Raw genomic sequence first — 17,113 nt, 5'->3', positions numbered from 1 at the left:
ATGCAAAATATTAACGAGATTGAAGAGTTAATAAAATTAATTTCAAAGCTTCCAGGTTTAGGACCAAAATCTGCCAAAAGGATTGTTTTAAAACTCATTAATAACCGTGATGAATTAGTAAAACCAATGGCAAATACATTGGCTCAAGTTTATAAAAATGTAACTAGATGTAATTCTTGTGGTTCACTTAAGTCAATTTCAACTGGATGTATAAATTGTGAAAATACAAAAAATAAATATTCAAAGATTTGTGTTGTAGAAGACATTGCAGATCAATGGTCAATTGAAAATTCAAATATTTACCAAGGGTATTTTCATATTCTTGGAGGCACTATTTCATCAGTAGGTCAAAGAAAAGAAGATTTACTTGTAAATTCGTTGGTTGAGAGAGTTAACCGAGATAAAATTGAAGAAGTCATATTAGCCACAAGTGCAACTGTTGAAGGTCAAACAACTGCTTACTACATTCAAGATAGCCTAAAAAATTGTAATGTAAAAATTACAAAACTTGCACAGGGTTTACCTGTAGGTGGTGAAATTGAAAGTTTAGATGATGGGACTTTGTTTTCTGCTTTTAAAAATCGGTCTAATTTAATTTCTAATTCAGATTAGACTTTTTAGTAAGTCTATTTAAATGCAGTAAGGGTTCAGTATAACCAGATGGCTGTTCTTTTCCTTTAAACACCAAATCACATGCAGTTTGAAATGCAATTGAATTTTCAAAGTTATCACTCATTCTTACGTAATTAGTGTCATTTTTATTTTGATCATCAACAATTTTAGCCATGTCTTTAAGAATTTCTACAACTTGAATTTTTGTTGTAATTCCATGATGTATCCAATTTGCAATATGTTGAGATGAAATTCTAAGAGTGGCTCTATCTTCCATCAAACCTACGTTGTTTATATCTGGTACTTTGGAGCATCCAACGCCCTGATCAATCCATCTGACCACATAACCTAATAAAGTTTGAGCTGAGTTAGAAATTTCTTTATTAATTTCATCTACAGACCAATTTGGTCTATCAGCAGTAGGTATTGTTAAAAGATCATCAAGCTTTGCTTGTTCTCTATTTTCAATTTTTTGTTGTTCATCAAAAATATTTATTTCATGATAATGTAGCGAATGTAAAGCTGCAGCAGTCGGAGATGGAACCCATGCACAATTTGCACCTGCTTTTAAATGTCCAGTTTTTTGCTCCATCATATCTTTCATTTTATCAGGCATTGCCCACATTCCTTTTCCAATTTGAGCTTTTCCAGATAATCCACATTTTAAACCAATATCAACATTGTTGTTCTCATATGCTGTAATCCATTTTGAAGTTTTCATGTCACCTTTTTTAATCATCGGACCAGCTTCCATAGAGGTGTGCATTTCATCACCAGTTCTGTCTAGAAAACCTGTATTTATAAAGAAAACTCTATTTTTTAACGATCTAATGCACTCTTTTAAATTAGCCGAAGTTCTTCTTTCTTCATCCATTATTCCAATCTTGCAGGTATATTTTGGCAAACCTAAAACTTCTTCAACTTTTGAGAAAAGCAAATCAGTAAATGCAGTTTCATCTGGTCCATGCATTTTTGGTTTCACAATATAAATAGAACCAGTTCTTGAATTAGTTTTTTTCTTAATATCATGAAGGGCTGCAGCTGTAGTAATGAATGCATCCATTATTCCTTCTGGAACTTCACTACCATCTTTTAAAATTATTGATGGATTAGTCATTAAGTGACCAACATTTCTAACTAGCAGTAAACTTCTTCCATGAAGCTTTAAACCTTTTCCATCTTTTGAAATATAGCTTCTATTAGGATTAAGTTTTCTTTCAAATAATTTTCCTTCTTTTTCAAATTTTGATTTTAGATCACCTTTCATCAGACCTAGCCAATTTCTGTAACAAACAATTTTATCTTCTGCATCTACAGCAGCTACACTATCTTCGTTATCACATATAGTTGACACCGCAGATTCTAAAATTATGTCACTAATCCCAGCATGATCTTGTTGAGCTGCAAAAGCTCTTGAGTCTTTTAAAATTTCTATATGTAAATTGTTATTTTTTAAAATTATAGCAGACGGGTTGTCAGCTTCACCCCTATGGCCAATAAACTTATTCTCATCTAACAAATCATAAATATCAGCACCTTTTAAAGCTTTAAATTTTCCATACTTAACTGCAAAACTTGTAATTTTTTGCCAACTCAATCCTGCTAATGGAAAATATTTATCTAAAAAATCTCTTCCATATTTTATTACCATCTCACCTCTTAATGGGTCGTATCTTTCAGATACACTATCTTCTGATTGTTCAATTACATCTGTTCCATACAGACTATCGTACAAGCTCATCCATCTAGCATTAGCAGCATTTAATGCATATCTCGCATTCATTACTGGTACAACAAGTTGAGGTCCAGCAATACTTGTTATTTCCTCATCAACATTTTGAGTTGATATTTCAAAATCGTCACCTTCTTCTTTCAAATAACCAATTTCTGTTAGAAATTTTTTATATTCTGACAAATTAAATTCATTTCCCTTATTTTTTATATGCCAATTGTCTATTTGTTTTTGTAAGTCTTCTCTAAATTTTATTAATTCTTTATTTTTAGGTGCTAATTCATTGACTGTTTTCTCGAACCCTGACCAAAAATTATCAACAGATAGATCTGTTTCTTTTAATAGCTCGTCGCTAATAAATTGAGAAAGTTTTTCAGATACTTTTAAAGTATTTATATTTATATATTTTTCTTGCATATCACCTAAATTACCCCATCTGTATTTTTGCCTGAGAGTTTTGCTCCTTCGGCGGAATTAATTCTCTTTCCAGAGTGTTATGCAACTATCGGTCCTTTTTACCTGAGAGTTTCCGGGGTGGTTGCTCCTTCGGTGCTAAATATATTAGTCTCTCCCGATAGCAAAATATGTATCTTCTTCTAGAAAAGAGTCAATTAATAACAATTACACTTTAAATTAAATATCATTTTATTGCCTTTTTTATGAATTAACCATCCGCTATAACCATATTATGAAAAATTATCTTAATTTTGAAACTGAGATTAAAGATTTAGAGACAGAATTGGAAAAATTAAAAGATCCCTATAATCAAGAGGGATTGTCAGAAGTAGATACGCAAAAAATTTCAAAAACACAAGTTGAGTTAGATCAAAAATTAAATGATATATATTCAAACCTAGATCCATGGCAAACCACCATGGTTGCAAGACATGAAGACAGACCAAAGTCTAAATTTTTCATAGATAATTTATTCGAAGATTTTATTTCTATATCTGGAGACCGTTATTATGGCGAAGATAAATCTGTACTTACAGGTTTTGCAAAATTCAATGGTTATTCGGTTTTGGTTATTGGCCAAGAAAAGGGTGAAGATTTAGATAGTAGAATCGAAAGAAATTTTGGGATGATGCGACCTGAGGGTTATAGAAAAACTATTCGATTAATGAATTTAGCAAATAAATTTAAAATTCCAATTATCTCTTTTATAGATACGCCAGGCGCTTATCCTGGTGTAGGTGCAGAGGAAAGAGGTCAAGCTGAGGCAATAGCAAAATCAATTGAATGTTGCATGGAACTTAAGGTGCCAACTATTGCAATAATTATAGGTGAAGGTGGCTCAGGTGGTGCGATTGCATTAGCATCGTCCAACAAAGTTATCATGCTAGAAAATGCTATTTATTCAGTTATATCTCCTGAAGGCTGTGCAACTATATTGTGGAGAGATCCAAAAAAAATGCTTGATGCAGCAAAAGCAATGAAGCTTTCTGCAAAAGATTTATTAAAATTAAAAGTTATTGATGAAATAATCCCAGAACCTTTAGGCGGTGCTCACAGGGATAGAGACCTGATGCTTGATAACGTTAGAAAATCTATTTCTACAAATTTAGATCAATACAAAGAAATGACGTCAGAAGATATAATGAATGAAAGAAAAAATAAATTTTTAAAAATTGGAAGAAATGATGGTTTTATGAGCAATGTAGAAGATTTAAGCAATTTGACCGTTAAGAAAAATAATTTTGATAATATTTTTAAATCAAAAAAATTATTATTTGGTATTGGTGTAGGTTTATTGTTTTTAGCTTCTTTATTATTTCTTTTTTAAGAATTACAAAGCTCCATGGCAATGTTTAAACTTCTTACCCGATCCACAGAAGCAAGGTTCATTTCTTCCCATTTTTTTGGTTTGTGGTTTTGGATTTACTCTTTCCTCATTAGAAGATCTTTCTTCTGTTATAACTTTTAAATTAATTAAAATTGTAACGTAGTCTAATTTTAGTTTTTCTAATAAATTTGAAAATAAATCAAAAGCTTCTTTTTTATATTCAACTAAAGGATCTCTTTGACCGTAAGATCTTAATCCAATCACTTGTCTAAGTTGTTCTAAATATTGTATATGTGATTTCCAATTCAAATCTATCGTTTGCAAAAATATTCTTTTTTCAATTTCTTTTGCATGCTGCTCGTTTAGAACTTTAATTCTTTCATTACGTGTATCATTAAATTTTGAGGATATTTGCTCTTTCAGTTCATTATCTTTTGCAGAAATCAAACTTTCAAGTTCAGTATCATTAAAACTTTTCCCAACAATTTGCCTAACTTTATTGTTAAATTCATTACTTTTTGGGTTAGATAGATTTTGAATTTTTAATTTTATCAAGTCTTCTGATATTTCTTTTAAAAATTCGTCGGAATAATCAAAAATATTTTCACTATTCATTGCGTTTTTTCTTTGAGAAAACACAACATGTCTTTGGTCATTCAAAACATTATCAAATTTGATAAGTGTTTTTCTGATATCAAAATTTCTGGCTTCAACTTTTTGCTGAGCTCTTTCTAATGCTTTGTTGATCCAAGGGTGATCAATACTTTCACCATCTTTTAAACCAAGTTTTTCAAGCATATTATTCATAGATTCTGAGCCAAAAATTCTCATCAAATCATCTTCTAAACTTACATAAAACACAGAACTGCCCTCATCTCCTTGTCGTCCAGCTCTTCCTCTTGCTTGATTGTCCACTCTTCTAGACTCCATTCTTTCTGTACCAATTACAAATAAGCCACCTAGAGATTTAATTTTTTCTTTATCTATTTTTAACTGATCATCAGGAATTGATCCTTTTTTTCCACCAAGCTGGATGTCAACACCTCTTCCAGAAATACTAGTTGTAATTATCAAAGATTTTTCTTTTCCAGCATTTGCAATAATTTCAGCTTCATTTTCATGGTTCTTTGCATTTAAAACTACGTGTTTAATATTTTTTTCATTTAATAATTTAGAATAAACTTCAGATTTGTTGATACTAGATGTGAATACCAAAATTGGTTGACCAATTTCATGTTTTTCAATGATCTTATTAATTATTGCATCATTTTTTTCTTTTTCAGTTCTAAAGATCAAATCATTATAATCCTTTCGGATCATTTCTTTATTTGTTGGTATTACAACTACTGAAAGATTATATATCTCAAAAAATTCCTCAGACTCTGTGACTGCAGTACCGGTGCAACCTGATATTTTTTTATATAGTTTAAAATAATTTTGATAGGTAATAGATGCTAAAGTTTGATTTTCAACTTGTATCTGAATTTTTTCTTTAGCTTCAAGAGCCTGATGAAGTCCATCTCCAAATCTTCTTCCTTCTAAAATTCTACCAGTCAATTCGTCTATGATTTTAAGAACTCCATCTTTTACTATGTAATCTTTTCCTTTTTCAAATAAATGATTTGCACGAAGTGCTTGATTTACGTGGTGAACTAAATGAAGATTTTCTGGGTCATAAAAATTATCATTTTTTAGGATACCCGCATTAGAAAAAAGTTTTTCAACATTATTAATACCCTCGTTTGTTAAAAGTATACTTTTTTCTTTCTCATCTATTTCAAAATCTTTATTATTTAAAATTTTAACAAGTTTATCTATAGCTAGGTATTGAGCAGTCTTATCTTCTGCAGCTCCAGAAATTACAAGTGGAGTTCTTGCTTCATCAATTAAACAGGAATCTATTTCATCTACAATTGAAAATACATGAGATCTTTGAACCATTTCTTTTTGAGAAAACTTCATGTTATCTCTTAGATAATCAAATCCTAATTCACTGTTGGTTGCATAAGTAATGTCACAATTGTAGTTTTTCTTTCTTTCTAGATCATCTTGGTCATTATTTATAAATCCAGAAGTAAGGCCTAGAAAATTATATATGATACCCATTTCTATCGAATCTCTTTTTGCTAAGTAATCATTAACCGTTACTATATGAACTCCATTTTCAGAAAGCGCATTTAAATACGCCGCTAAAACAATAGTGAGTGTTTTTCCCTCACCCGTTCTCATTTCAGCAATTTTACCTTCGTGAAGAACTACTCCCCCAATAAGTTGAACATCAAAGTGCTTTTCTTGTCTTGTTCTTTTTGCAGCTTCCCTTACTAGTGCAAATGCTTCAGGTAGAATTTCGTCTAAACTTTTTCCATTTTTTAATTGATTTTTAAATTCAACTGTTTTTTTGGGAAAGTCTGTATCACTTAATTTTATGAATTGTTCCTCGTATGAATTTATTTTTTCTACAATTTTTCCAATTCTATCTAGTTCTTTTTGATTACTAGATTTGATAAACTTTGTAATTAGGTTAAGTGGGTTAAACATGACTATTTGATTTATTCTTTAAATATATGGTTTAATATATGTATTAAACAATTATTTTAAATATCATGGGTATTAATTTAACAAATTTTTTAACCTCGAAATCAAAAAATACCAGAATGATGGATTTCCAGGACCTCGATCATATAGATGGCTTATCTATTTCAGCTCTAAGCGCAGATTTATATAAAACTAAAAGAGATGATTTAGTAATGTTTTACTTTAGAGATGGCGCAAATCATGCCTCTGTCTATACACAATCAAAAATTATCTCAGAAAATATCAAATGGAATATAAATCAAAAATCAAAAAAAATTTATTCTCTTATTGTAAATACTAGAAATGCAAATGCTTTCACAGGTAAACAAGGTTATGCAAGTCTCGAAAAAATTGCTGATTTAACCTCTGAACAATTATCAAAAAAACAAGTTGAAGATGAAGATTATCCAAAGAAAATTACTTCAAATGAAATTATTTTTGGATGCACAGGTACAATAGGTGAAACATTTCCATGTGAAAAGATAATAGTTCAAATTCCAAACTTGATTAAAAAAATCAACTATACACAAAACAAATTTCTTTGGATGAAAGCAGCCTTAGGAATAATGACCACTGATACAAAACCAAAACTTGCGATGGAACAATGTAAAATTGGAGATAAAGAGGTAAAAATTTATGGTGTCGCCAAGGGTTCGGGCATGATATTTCCAAATATGGGAACCACCTTGGCATACATATTTACAGATGCCAACTTATCGAATGATATTTTAAGTAAATTATTAAAAAAAAATATTACAAATACATTTAATGCTATCTCGTGTGATGGGGACACTAGCACAAATGATATGGTTAGTATTTTTGCAACAAATAAAGCAAACAATTCAAATATTAAAAGTATTAATGATATAAAGCTAAAAAAATTTGACAAAGCATTAAACAATGTTTTATTAAATTTAGCTAAGAGAGTAGTTTCTGATGGAGAAGGAGCATCAAAATTTGTCACTATAAATATTAATAAAAGCAAAAGTGAACAAGATGCAAAGACAATTGCTTTCTCAATAGCAAATTCAGCTTTGGTAAAAACAGCTATTGCGGGAGAAGATCCAAACTGGGGACGAATAGTGATGGCAATAGGAAAAGCAGGACCAAAAATAAATTTAAATAAATTAGGTTTGAAATTTGGAAATTATCAAATAATTCAGGATGGAAAATTACACAAGAACTACGATGAAAAGTTAGTAGCTGAGTATATGAAAGGTGAAAATATAGAAATCAATGTAGATTTGTTTACTGGTCCTAAAAGCTTTACTGCTTTTACTATGGATTTTACAAAAAATTATATTGAGATTAATGCTGATTATAGAAGTTGAACATATTGAAATATAAATTTTGATAACTAATTCACCACTATGATAAAATACAAACTTTTGTGTAACAACTGTGAATTAAAGTTTGATAGTTGGTTCTCTACTTCATCAGAATATGAAAAATTAAAAAAGAAAAAACTTTTAATCTGTCACAACTGTAATTCTGAAAAAGTTGAAAAAACATTAATGGCTCCTAAGCTAATAAGTAGAAAAGCTAAAAATGAAGAAAAATTTGATACTCAGAAGTATAAAAAAATTAAAAAAACAATTAAAAATTATCAAAAGTTTATAAAAGATAATTTTAAGTACGTTGGGGATAATTTTGCATATGAAGCTAGATCTATTCATTACAATAGTAAGAAACCTGCAAAAGGGATATATGGTAAAGCCTCTCAGAAAGACGTTAAAGAGCTCAAAGAAGAGGGCATAGATACTCAATTAATTCCTTGGGTTGATGAAAAAGAAAATTAGTTTTTCTTAAATTCAGCAATATAATTTACTGATAAATCTTTTGAAACATTCCATTCATCCTTTAGAATGTTAAAATTCATTCCATCAATTTTTTTGAGATTTAGATTGTTCTTGATTAGAATACTTTTTAATTCCTCAGGCTTAACAAACTTTTCCCATTCATGGGTGCCAATAGGAAGCCATCTTAAAACATATTCTGCACCAACAATTGCAAATATATAAGATTTTAAGGTTTTATTTATAGTTGCAACAAACATTAATCCATTTTTTTTTAAAAGATTAGCACATGATTTTAAAAAAAAATCAACATCCTCAACATGTTCAACAATCTCCATGTTCAAAATTACATCAAATTTTTTTGTAGTTTTTAGTTTTTCAGGCGATGAACATATATAGTTTATTTTAAGATTGTTTTTTTTTGCATGTAGGTTTGCTATGGCAATATTTTTATTTGAAGCATCGATTGCTGTAACATTAGCTCCTAATTTACACATGGGCTCAGATAACAATCCACCTCCACATCCAATATCAAGGACATTTATTCCAGAAAGAGGATATTTTTTATTTTTAAGTTGAAATTCCTTAACTATATTTTCTTTAATATATTTTATTCTTATAGGATTAAATTTATGAAGAGGTTTAAATTTTCCTTCTGGATCCCACCATTCGGCCGCCATATTTGAAAATTTTTCTATTTCTTTTTTATTAATACTGTTCATAATATATAATTAGTTGACATAACAATTAAGATGTACTTTATCAATTTATAATTAAATTATATTAATTCAACTGATCATGAAAACTGTTGTACTAAAATTTGGCGGAACTTCTGTTGGTAGTATCGATAGGATAAAAAAAGTATGCAAAATTATAGCTGCTTATAAAAAGAAAAAAAATAGAGTTTTGGTGATTTCATCTGCAATGAGTGGAGTAACAAATGAGCTCGTAAAAAAAACGAAGCAAATTAGTAATAATTTTAGTAGATCTGAATATGATGCACTTGTATCCACTGGAGAACAAGTTTCATGTGCTTTAATTGCTGGAAGACTTACTCATGATGGTTTTAAGTCTAGGTCATGGGTTTCTTGGCAACTGCCAATAATTACTGATGGACCTTATTCTGGAGCAAGAATAAATAAGATAATTACAAAAGAATTAAATAATTATGTGAAACAAGGTGGGATCCCAATTGTTACTGGTTTTCAAGGAATTAATAATGAAAATAGAATTACCACAATAGGAAGAAGTGGTTCTGATGCAACTGCAATAATGTTAGCAAAATTTATTAAAGCTGATGAATGTATTATTTATACAGATGTCGATGGTGTTTATACTACTGATCCAAGACAACATAAAAAAGCAAAGAAAATTAAAAAAATATTTTATGATGAAATGTTGGAAATGGCATCATTAGGATCAAAAGTGATGCAACCAACATCAGTTCAAGATGCAAAGCTAAATAATATTGATATTAAAGTTAAGTCTTCATTTGTTAGTAAACCAGGTACATTAATAACAGGCTCTAAAAAAGCGTTTAGTGATCAAATAATTACCGGGATATCTTCAACTAAAAATGATGCTAAGATCACAATTGTAGGAGTTAAAGATAGACCTGGTGTTGCTGCTTCAGTTTTTAGACCACTATCAAGAAATTTAATTAACGTTGATATGGTTGTACAAAATATTTCTCAAAATGGAAAAGATACTGACTTAACTTTTACAATTAAATCTGATGATCTGAAAAAAACTGAGAAATTAATTAAGCAAAATAAATCGATATCTTATAAAAAACTTTCTTTTGATAAAAATCTTTCCAAAGTTTCTATAATTGGAGTTGGGATGATTACCACACCTGGAATTACTTACAGGATGTTTCAAGCTTTAGCTTCAAAAAAAATAAACATCTTAGTTATATCAACATCTGAAATTAAAATTTCAGTATTAGTTTCATCAAAAAATGTAAAAAAAGCAATAGCCGCTCTTCATAAAGAATTTAAACTAGATTAAACTTATGAATGTAAGACCATTTAGAAATATAAATCGAAAAAAAACTAAAGTAATTAATGTTGGTAGTATTAAAGTTGGTGGCGATAATCCAATATCAGTTCAATCAATGACTAATACTTTGACCACAGATATTTCAGCTACTATAGAACAAATAAATAAAATTCATGAAGAGGGTGCTGACTTTGTTAGAGTTTCCTGTCCAGATGAAGACTCCTCAAAAGCCTTAAAAGAAATTACAAAAAATGTTCAAATACCTGTAATTGCAGATATTCATTTTCATTATAAAAGAGCCATAGAGGCTGCAGAAAATGGAGCGAAGTGTTTAAGAATAAATCCTGGAAATATTGGTGATAAAAATAAAATCCATGAGGTCTTAAGTGCAGCAAAAAATAACGATTGTTCGATTCGGATAGGAGTTAATGCAGGTTCTCTTGAAAAAGATATTTTAGAAAAGTATAAGGAGCCATGCCCTGAAGCATTAGTAGAGAGCGCAAAAAGAAACATTAAAATATTAGAGGATCAAGATTTTTTTAATTTCAAGATAAGTGTTAAGTCCTCTGATGTATTTTTGTCGATTGCAGCTTATAGACAGCTTTCGGATGCTACTGATTATCCTCTTCATCTTGGAATAACTGAGGCTGGAAGTTTTGTATCAGGAAGTGTTAAGTCTTCAATAGGACTAGGTTCATTGCTGTTAGACGGAATAGGTGACACCTTAAGAGTTTCTTTGTCAGATGATCCTGTTAAAGAGGTTAAGATTGGAAATGAAATCCTTAAATCTTTAGGATTACGAAACAGAGGAGTCAAAATAATTTCTTGCCCATCTTGTGCAAGGCAAGCATTTCAAGTAATTGATACAGTTAAAATTTTAGAGGAAAAATTATCTCATATAAAAACTCCAATTACCTTATCTATAATTGGCTGTGTTGTGAATGGACCAGGTGAGGCTGCTTTAACTGATATTGGAATAACTGGAGGTGGAAAAGGTAACAACATGCTTTATTTATCTGGGGTACAAAGTGAAAAAGTATTAACTAATGATATAGTTAATAAAGTCGTAGCGGAAGTTGAAAAAAAGGCCTCTGAATTAGAAAATTTACAATGATACCAACAAAGACTATTGAAGAATTAATTATAAAACATTCTACACTAGAAAAAGATCTATCATCAGGAAGTTTAGATAATAAAGTATTTGCTGAAAAATCAAAAGAATATTCGGATGTTAATGAAATAATTTTAAATGCTAAAAAATATTTATCTTTCGAAAATGAAAAACAAGAATTGGAGAAAATATTAGAGGACAACTCATCAGATAAAGAATTAAAAAATATGGCCGAGTTAGAACTTGTTGATTTGAAATCTCAACATGAGATCAATGAAAAAAAATTAAAATTATTTCTACTGCCAAAAGATGAAGCAGATAAAAAAAATGCAATAATAGAAATAAGGGCTGGAACTGGTGGACTAGAGGCAAGTTTATTTGCTTCAGACCTTTTCAAAATGTATGAAAAAGTAAGTCATAAAAAAAAGTGGTCATTAGAACTTATTTCTATTTCAAGAAGTGATGCTGGGGGTTTAAAAGAGGTAATTGCATCTATTAAAGGTACAAATATATATTCTACATTAAAATATGAGAGTGGTGTGCATAGAGTTCAAAGAGTTCCGGATACCGAAACACAAGGAAGAGTGCATACATCCGCAGCCACAGTTGCTGTTTTACCTGAAGCTGAAGAAGTAGATTTAAAAATAAACGACTCTGACTTAAGAATTGACGTTTTTCGAGCGGGTGGTCCAGGTGGACAATCAGTTAACACAACAGATAGCGCTGTTAGAATAACTCATATACCCACTGGTTTATCAGTTTCTCAACAAGATGAAAAATCACAGCACAAAAATAAAGCAAAAGGAATGAAAATCTTAAGAGCAAGATTATATGAACTTGAAAGATCAAGAATTGATCAAGAAAGATCACAAGATAGAAAAACTAAAATTGGTACTGGAGATAGATCGGAAAGAATTAGAACTTATAATTTTCCACAGGGTAGAGTTACAGATCATAGAATAAATTTAACTTTGCACAAATTAGAGGAATTTCTTGAAGGTGAAGCATTTGATGAAATGATAGAGTCACTCACACTGCAAGCACAAGAAGAAAGTTTAAGTAATTTAAAATAAATGAATATTCAATCAGCAATAATTCAAGGTGCTCAAATATTAAAGGATGAATTTTGTTTAAATCCTTATTTGGACTCAGAAATTTTAATGTCAAAAGCAATTAATAAAGATAAAAAATACTTAATTCTTAATTCTCAAGAAAAAATAGAAGAAAAAAATTTAAATTTGTTTCAAAAACTAATTGACGAAAGGTCCAAAGGTAAGCCAGTATCGCATTTAACTAATAAAAAGTTATTTTGGAATTCAGAATTTTTTGTAACAGAAGATACTTTAATACCACGTCCTGATACTGAGCTAATTGTTGAAAATATTTTAAATTTAACAAAAAATAAAAGTAAACTTAGTATTTTAGATATTGGCATAGGATCTGGATGTATACTTTTGTCTATATTAAAAGAGAGAAAAGATTTTTATGGTACTGGAATAGATATAAGCAAAAATTGTTTAAAAATAGCCAATATGAATGCAACTAGTTTAAAAGTCCGCACTAGACTGAAATTATATAAATCTAATGTTGACAAATTTAGTTTGGGCAAATATGATTTGATAGTATCTAATCCTCCTTATATTAAAAAACATATTATAAAATATTTGGATAAAGGAGTTGCTAAGTTTGAACCAAAAATAGCACTAGATGGTGGATTAGATGGTTTATCAGAAATCAGAAAAGTTGTTAAAAAATCATCTGAGCTGATTAAAAGAAATGGTAAATTTATTTTAGAGATTGGTTTTGATCAAAAAAATAAAGTAATTAAATTATTAAATAAAGAGGGTTTTTATATAAATAGTGCTCTAAAAGATCTTGCTTATAATGATCGATGTATAATCTGCACAAAGATATAATTATTTAAATCATGGTAACATTTAGAAATAACAGCAATAACAATAATAGAAGAAATAATTTCAGAAGAAACGATAGAAACTTTAAGTCAAGTGGTGATAGACAGAAATTTAGTTCAAATTTTTCTAACGGTGATAATTTTAAAAGGAAGTCACCAGGTAGAAATAACCATAATGCGCCTAAATTAATTGAAAAGTATAATGATTTAGCAAGAGAGGCCTTGTCAAATGGTGATAAAATTCTTTCTGAAAATTACCTTCAGCACGCTGATCATTTTACGAGAATTCTCAATGAAAGAGAAAGCTTCAGAAAAGAGAGAAATTTAGAAGAGCAGTCTGATAAAAATGAAAAAGAAACAAATAAGCAATCAGAAAATGTCGATGTTTCTGAAAAAAATTTAAAAGACAATTCTAACTTAGATATTCATGCCGAAACACCAGCAGAGGCTAATTAATTTAAACCTATAATTTTTTCTGATTTAAGAACATCTAGTTTAATTTTATTTGTTTCAAATAATTTTCTTTCCTTACCCTTCAAAATTTTACCAGAAGGAAGTTTTAGTTTTTGAGAATTAACTTTTTTTCCGTTAACAATCACTTCGTAATGTAAATGAGGTCCAGTAGACTTACCGGTGGAACCAACGTAACCTATTGTTTGACCTTGTTTTACTCTTGCTCCTGCTTTAATGCCACGAGCAAACTTTGACATATGAGCATACACTGTTTGATAAGTTGAGTTATGTCTTATTTTTACACAGTTACCACCTCCACCACACCATCCAGCTTTCTTTACAACACCGTCACCAGATGCCATTATAGGTGTTCCTGTGGGTGCAGCAAAATCGGTACCTCTATGCATTTTATTGTATCCATCTATAGGATGTTTTCTCATACCAAAAGGAGACGAAAGTCTTGCTCCATTAATTGGAGTTTTCATTAAAGCTTTTTTAACACTCTTACCATTTTTATCATAATGACCTTCGCTTCCTTCTTTATCAAAATAATAAAACCCATTATCTTGACCACTTAATTTTAAATTAGCGAAAAGTATTTCTCCTGTTTCAATGATTTCATTTTTATTATTGAGAAAAACTTCATACATTATTTGAAACTTATCTTGTTTTCTTATATCTCTTTGAAAGTCTACTTGAAAACCATATATCCTAGCAAATTCAATTATTATATTTGCTGGTATTTTTTCATCTGTTGCAGCTTTATATAGACTTTGTAAAATTAAGTTTTCTTTGTAGATTATTTTTTTATCCAATTTAATTGATATAATTTCATCATTAAAAGTATTTTTAGAATTATCTCTTACTAAAAATATTTTTTGTTTATTTGATATTTGAAAAGTAAATTCATTAATTTGATTAGTAGTTTTATCTAAACTGAACTCAATAATTTGTTTAGTATTCAATTTATTAAGGTTAACTTTTTTTTTTAAAGCATTTTTTATTTCTAATATTTCTTTTTTTTGTATTTGATAATTCTCTAAAATTTTATCAAATGTTTCACCAGATCTTATTTTATGTTTTATTTTTTTGTATTTTGGTTCAAGGTTTTCAACTATGTGTGTAAGAGTTTTTTTAAAATAGATGTTATCAATAAAATTATTATAGATTTTTAAACCCTCATTTTTTGTTGAATTAAAATAACTAGTGGAGATAACAGTAAGAATAATCAATAAAACTAAGGCAAAAATTTCAATATTTTTTTTAATCTTACTAAATAAATTTCTAAACATTTTATATTTAAGTGAACACAATTATTAGTTTAGAGAATGGTAAAAATCAAAAAAAAGCCCTTAAAATGCGGTGTTTTTATTTAAAAATTTATTCTTAAATGCTTGATTTCCATTATTTTTAGCCTATAAGCACTGAACTTTCTCAGTAAAATTATTGTTAACACAATAAATTAGTGAGGATTATTGAGCCTTTTTTGCTCAATTAGCTATTTTAAAAGTTAAAATTTAAGAAGAGAAGTGTGGACGGTTAAGGTTACCAAAAATTTGTCGTACACACTTCAATCACATATAAATTTTATTCTTAGAATTTATATGGAAGCTAGTGTGCGCCGTTTTTAAACTTGAGAGTTTGATCATGGCTCAGAACGTACGCTGGCGGCACGCCTAACACATGCAAGTCGAACGAAGTAGCAATACTTAGTGGCAGACGGGTGAGTAACATGTGGGTATCTACCCTTTGGCCTGGAATAACACGAGGAAACTTGTGCTAATACCGGATAAGTCTTTACGGAGAAAGCTTTATGCACCATTGGATGAGCCTGCACTTGATTAGTTTGTTGGTGGGGTAATGGCCTACCAAGACTGTGATCAATAGCTGATTTGAGAGGATGATCAGCCACATTGGGACTGAGACACGGCCCAAACTCCTACGGGAGGCAGCAGTGGGGAATCTTGCACAATGGAGGAAACTCTGATGCAGCGATGCCGCGTGAGTGAAGAAGGCCTTTGGGTTGTAAAGCTCTTTCGTCGGGGAAGAAAATGACTGTACCCGAATAAGAAGGTCCGGCTAACTTCGTGCCAGCAGCCGCGGTAATACGAAGGGACCTAGCGTAGTTCGGAATTACTGGGCTTAAAGAGTTCGTAGGTGGTTGAAAAAGTTAGTGGTGAAATCCCAGAGCTTAACTCTGGAACTGCCATTAAAACTTTTCAGCTAGAGTATGATAGAGGAAAGCAGAATTTCTAGTGTAGAGGTGAAATTCGTAGATATTAGAAAGAATACCAATTGCGAAGGCAGCTTTCTGGATCATTACTGACACTGAGGAACGAAAGCATGGGTAGCGAAGAGGATTAGATACCCTCGTAGTCCATGCCGTAAACGATGTGTGTTAGACGTTGGAAATTTATTTTCAGTGTCGCAGCGAAAGCGATAAACACACCGCCTGGGGAGTACGACCGCAAGGTTAAAACTCAAATGAATTGACGGGGACCCGCACAAGTAGTGGAGCATGTGGTTTAATTCGAAGATACGCGCAGAACCTTACCAACACTTGACATGTTCGTCGCGACTCTAAGAGATTAGAGTTTTCGGTTCGGCCGGACGAAACACAGGTGCTGCATGGCTGTCGTCAGCTCGTGTCGTGAGATGTTGGGTTAAGTCCCGCAACGAGCGCAACCCTCACTTTTAGTTGCCATCATTTAGTTGGGCACTCTGAAAGAACTGCCAGTGATAAGCTGGAGGAAGGTGGGGATGACGTCAAGTCCTCATGGCCCTTACGTGTTGGGCTACACACGTGCTACAATGGTATCTACAACAGGAAGCAAGACTGCGAGGTCAAGCAAATCCTTAAAAGATACCTCAGTTCGGATTGCACTCTGCAACTCGAGTGCATGAAGCTGGAATTACTAGTAATCGTGGATCAGCGTGCCACGGTGAATGCGTTCCCGGGTCTTGTACACACCGCCCGTCACACCATGGGAGTTGGTTCTACCTTAAGGCAAGGTTTAAAACCCTTGACCACGGTATAGTCAGCGACTGGGGTGAAGTCGTAACAAGGTAGCCGTAGGGGAACCTGCGGCTGGATTACCTCCTTTCTAAGGATGAATGAAAGTAATATTTCATTCTAAAT

The 17,113-nt window shown here is 30.9% G+C and carries 13 protein-coding genes, 1 rRNA gene and 1 riboswitch; of the genes, 10 read left to right on the top strand and 4 right to left on the bottom strand.

The genetic code is table 11. The features are described 5' to 3' along the window. Positions 1-612 carry a recombination mediator RecR gene (recR, locus tag ACTTA0_RS00245; protein ID WP_440675455.1) on the top strand — a complete coding sequence of 204 codons (612 nt, stop codon included), beginning with the start codon at positions 1-3 and terminating at the stop codon, positions 610-612. On the opposite strand, the gene ACTTA0_RS00240 is transcribed toward recR, so the two are convergent. Further along, positions 599-2,761, bottom strand: coding sequence for a malate synthase G (locus ACTTA0_RS00240; protein WP_440675454.1), 2,163 nt, complete (start codon positions 2,759-2,761; stop codon positions 599-601). The genes recR and ACTTA0_RS00240 overlap by 14 nt on opposite strands. 79 nt (positions 2,762-2,840) lie before the next feature. Then, a riboswitch (glycine riboswitch) is annotated at positions 2,841-2,928 on the bottom strand. Positions 2,929-3,032: 104 nt separating this feature from the next. Here ACTTA0_RS00240 and ACTTA0_RS00235 point away from each other — a divergent pair. Next, positions 3,033-4,127, top strand: a complete 1,095-nt coding sequence (locus tag ACTTA0_RS00235) for an acetyl-CoA carboxylase carboxyltransferase subunit alpha (protein ID WP_440675453.1) — start codon at positions 3,033-3,035, stop codon at positions 4,125-4,127. A 3-nt stretch (positions 4,128-4,130) separates the two neighbouring features. Here the strand turns inward: ACTTA0_RS00235 and secA are convergent, their stop codons facing one another. Further along, positions 4,131-6,665, bottom strand: coding sequence for a preprotein translocase subunit SecA (gene secA / locus ACTTA0_RS00230; protein WP_440675452.1), 2,535 nt, complete (start codon positions 6,663-6,665; stop codon positions 4,131-4,133). 65 nt (positions 6,666-6,730) lie between these two features. Here secA and argJ point away from each other — a divergent pair, with 65 nt between their 5' ends. After that, positions 6,731-8,032, top strand: coding sequence for a bifunctional glutamate N-acetyltransferase/amino-acid acetyltransferase ArgJ (gene argJ / locus ACTTA0_RS00225; protein WP_440675451.1), 1,302 nt, complete (start codon positions 6,731-6,733; stop codon positions 8,030-8,032). A gap of 39 nt (positions 8,033-8,071) precedes the next feature. Further along, complete coding sequence (locus ACTTA0_RS00220; RefSeq protein ID WP_440675450.1) at positions 8,072-8,500, top strand: DUF1178 family protein; 429 nt, start codon at positions 8,072-8,074, stop codon at positions 8,498-8,500. Here ACTTA0_RS00220 and ubiG read toward each other — a convergent pair. Then, on the bottom strand, positions 8,497-9,219 hold the full coding sequence (gene ubiG, locus ACTTA0_RS00215; RefSeq protein ID WP_440675449.1) for a bifunctional 2-polyprenyl-6-hydroxyphenol methylase/3-demethylubiquinol 3-O-methyltransferase UbiG: 723 nt from the start codon (positions 9,217-9,219) through the stop codon (positions 8,497-8,499). The genes ACTTA0_RS00220 and ubiG overlap by 4 nt on opposite strands. 76 nt (positions 9,220-9,295) lie before the next feature. Here ubiG and ACTTA0_RS00210 point away from each other — a divergent pair, with 76 nt between their 5' ends. The 5 genes from ACTTA0_RS00210 to ACTTA0_RS00190 are packed head-to-tail and all read left to right on the top strand — an operon-like array spanning position 9,296 to position 13,977. Beyond that, a complete protein-coding gene (locus ACTTA0_RS00210) occupies positions 9,296-10,507 on the top strand; it encodes an aspartate kinase (protein ID WP_440675448.1) in 1,212 nt (403 codons plus the stop codon). A 4-nt stretch (positions 10,508-10,511) separates the two neighbouring features. Then, the gene (gene ispG, locus ACTTA0_RS00205; RefSeq protein ID WP_440675447.1) at positions 10,512-11,612 is read left to right on the top strand and encodes a flavodoxin-dependent (E)-4-hydroxy-3-methylbut-2-enyl-diphosphate synthase; all 1,101 of its coding nucleotides are present in this window, start codon (positions 10,512-10,514) and stop codon (positions 11,610-11,612) included. Then, positions 11,609-12,682 (top strand): peptide chain release factor 1, encoded by a 1,074-nt coding sequence (prfA, locus tag ACTTA0_RS00200; protein ID WP_440675446.1) that lies wholly within the window; start codon positions 11,609-11,611, stop codon positions 12,680-12,682. The genes ispG and prfA overlap by 4 nt, the downstream gene beginning before the upstream one ends. Further along, positions 12,683-13,525, top strand: coding sequence for a peptide chain release factor N(5)-glutamine methyltransferase (gene prmC, locus ACTTA0_RS00195; RefSeq protein WP_440675445.1), 843 nt, complete (start codon positions 12,683-12,685; stop codon positions 13,523-13,525). An 11-nt stretch (positions 13,526-13,536) separates the two neighbouring features. Continuing rightward, a complete protein-coding gene (locus tag ACTTA0_RS00190) occupies positions 13,537-13,977 on the top strand; it encodes a DUF4167 domain-containing protein (protein WP_440675444.1) in 441 nt (146 codons plus the stop codon). Here the strand turns inward: ACTTA0_RS00190 and ACTTA0_RS00185 are convergent. Then, on the bottom strand, positions 13,974-15,266 hold the full coding sequence (locus ACTTA0_RS00185; RefSeq protein WP_440675443.1) for a peptidoglycan DD-metalloendopeptidase family protein: 1,293 nt from the start codon (positions 15,264-15,266) through the stop codon (positions 13,974-13,976). The two genes, ACTTA0_RS00190 and ACTTA0_RS00185, sit on opposite strands and share 4 nt — an antisense overlap. A 337-nt stretch (positions 15,267-15,603) precedes the next feature. On the opposite strand from ACTTA0_RS00185, the gene ACTTA0_RS00180 reads away from it, so the two are divergent. Then, a 16S ribosomal RNA gene (locus tag ACTTA0_RS00180) occupies positions 15,604-17,078 on the top strand. Positions 17,079-17,113: the final 35 nt, after the last annotated feature.

The sequence above is a fragment of the Candidatus Pelagibacter sp. HIMB1593 genome, assembly GCF_052047755.1.
In the GTDB taxonomy this organism is placed as follows: domain Bacteria; phylum Pseudomonadota; class Alphaproteobacteria; order Pelagibacterales; family Pelagibacteraceae; genus Pelagibacter.
The sequence above is the reverse complement of the archived record's forward strand: the minus strand, read 5'-3'. Positions and strand labels throughout refer to the sequence as shown.